The sequence below is a fragment of the Streptomyces rhizosphaerihabitans genome, from assembly GCF_025399795.1.
GTDB lineage: Bacteria > Actinomycetota > Actinomycetes > Streptomycetales > Streptomycetaceae > Streptomyces > Streptomyces rhizosphaerihabitans.
In genome coordinates this window covers 1-1935 of the sequence record NZ_JAODTZ010000141.1, presented here as the reverse complement: position 1 = coordinate 1935, position 1935 = coordinate 1, and the positions used below count along the sequence as shown (strand labels likewise).

Here is a 1935-nt window from a genome sequence, read left to right as displayed (position 1 = left end):
GATGGGGCGGGGACTCACGGGGAACTGCGGCTGTCCGCGGGGGCCAAAGTCGGCAGGCACCGAAGGGCGTGCCCGCAGGTCAGGCGCCAGCTCGCCCCACCTCGCTCCTAAAGCGGTGGCTCCCTGACAACCAGCGGCAGCGGCCAGCCGGCGCAGGCCACTAGTGCGCTGCCGTCCTCGGTGAGGAAGAGCAGGGTGGTCCATGTCCGATCGGCAGAATCGATCAGCCCTGTGCGCACGGGCTGGCCATGTTCGCGGATCAGCTGCACTGCTCGTTCCAGCCCAAGAGGTTCGAGTCCGTGCATCCGCATGCGCTGAAGTCGGCCCTTGAAGACTCCGGCATGCTGGCCTGCGGGTTGTGCCCGGTCTCCCACCCAGTAGGTGGCGCCGCCGCGGAGGGTGGCCAGAGCTGTCACGGACGCCTCGTCGTCACCGGCCAACAGCGATTCCAGCACATGCCGTTCCATGGTCACCCCCGTTTGGATCCTGCGGTACAGCAGCCAAGTACCGCAACCCCAGCGATCGCCCGCGTCCGACAGCGCCCCTGCGGGGCTCGGCAGCGGCCGGAATGACCGTCACTGGCCGATCCGGCTAGAGCTACGGATCAGAAGGTTGCAGGTTCGAATCCTGCCGAGTGCGCAGCTGGTCAGAGGCCCCGTGGAGGAATCCACGGGGCCTCTGGTTTTGTGTTGACGGCAGTGGTTGACGGCAACCGCTCCAGAGGAGCTGACGCAGGATCGATGGGAAGGTGTCTGGTGGATCATGGGATCCATCTGGTGCGGAACTGAGTACCCGTACTCATGTGCCGCCTTACGCGCGTGGGCAGGGTGGCGAGTATGGACTTACCTGTTGCCCCTCCGGCCTTCGATGCCACCATCGGCTCCAGGCGGCGGCGCCGTGTGGACCGGGGTGCCGACATCGCAGCCGGGTGCGGTCTCGTGCTCCTGGAGCTGATCGCCCTGGCGGTGATCTTCGGACTCTGGTTCCTGTCCGGTTTTGATCTCGACCCGGAGGAGACCGTCACGGCCGATCCCTTGTGGGGTTATCTGGTCGCCGCCGGCGGAGTCGGAGTCCTCGCCATTGCGGCGGCCGTGACAGCCGCATGGGTCGACGCCGTCGTGACGGTTGTCACCCAAGCCGTTATGGCCGTCTTGATCTTCATGATCTTCTTGGGTGGGGGTGAGGTCCAGTCTCACCAGGATCAGTTGTGCCACGACGTGCCGTCAGCGGCCAGTTGCAAGGACAGTGGTTAAACCGTGTGCCGCCGTCTCGGTTTCCGTCTCGTTCAGCAACGTTCACGGTCGTTCAGACGGGACCAAGGCCTGAGGGCCGACCGAAGCCCAGCCGCCGATGAACCCAGGTGAACGCCACAAACACACCTCGCCACCCCACCACCACAGTTGGAAAGCGAGCGGGGGTCCTGCCGAAGAGCGCCCGTATGCCTCGCGCATGGCCGGCGGGACTAGGATCCCAGTCGGGCGAAGTCGTAGCGCAGAGGTAGTCGCGCGCGGTCTCCAAAATCGCGAGGACGCCGGTTCGAATCCGGCCGGCTTCGTCCGCCCCAGCTGCGGCGTCCATGTACACGCCCCAAGGGCACCAAGAGGCCCGTCAGCGGTACGGGTCATGCGCGGCGTGGGGATCGGCTGAGTGTCCAACTGCGCTGCAACGGTCCCGTACCAGGGCGCACAATCACTGACGCTCGTGGACGGTCCGCCGAGGTCACGACCGGTTTGGCCGCAGGTTGCACAGTCGCTCGCATTGCTTCGGGACGAAGAGGTCATGCTGCAAGGCCGCACGGCTGCACGGTCGCCTTTCGTTAGGGTTCGCCGCATGATCAGCGATGTCCTGGCCTGTCCTGAGTGCAGCCGGCCGATGAGGTCTGGTGGACTCGTGCTCTCCAAGCGCGAGGACGACGGTCGGCGGACCTGCCGATCG

Annotated in this window: 2 protein-coding genes and 1 tRNA gene; 2 read left to right on the top strand and 1 reads right to left on the bottom strand. The window is 66.0% G+C overall.

Annotation, left to right across the window (positions count from 1 at the left end; all coding sequences use genetic code 11):
* Positions 1-107: 107 nt before the first annotated feature.
* A complete protein-coding gene (locus N4G66_RS45060; RefSeq protein WP_261710135.1) occupies positions 108-467 on the bottom strand; it encodes a hypothetical protein in 360 nt (119 codons plus the stop codon).
* Positions 468-800: 333 nt separating this feature from the next.
* On the opposite strand from N4G66_RS45060, the gene N4G66_RS45055 reads away from it, so the two are divergent.
* Both N4G66_RS45055 and N4G66_RS45050 read left to right on the top strand, forming a co-directional pair.
* Positions 801-1253 carry a DUF6234 family protein gene (locus tag N4G66_RS45055; RefSeq protein WP_315903777.1) on the top strand — a complete coding sequence of 151 codons (453 nt, stop codon included), beginning with the start codon at positions 801-803 and terminating at the stop codon, positions 1251-1253.
* 227 nt (positions 1254-1480) lie between these two features.
* Positions 1481-1555, top strand: a tRNA-Trp gene (locus tag N4G66_RS45050).
* Positions 1556-1935: the final 380 nt, after the last annotated feature.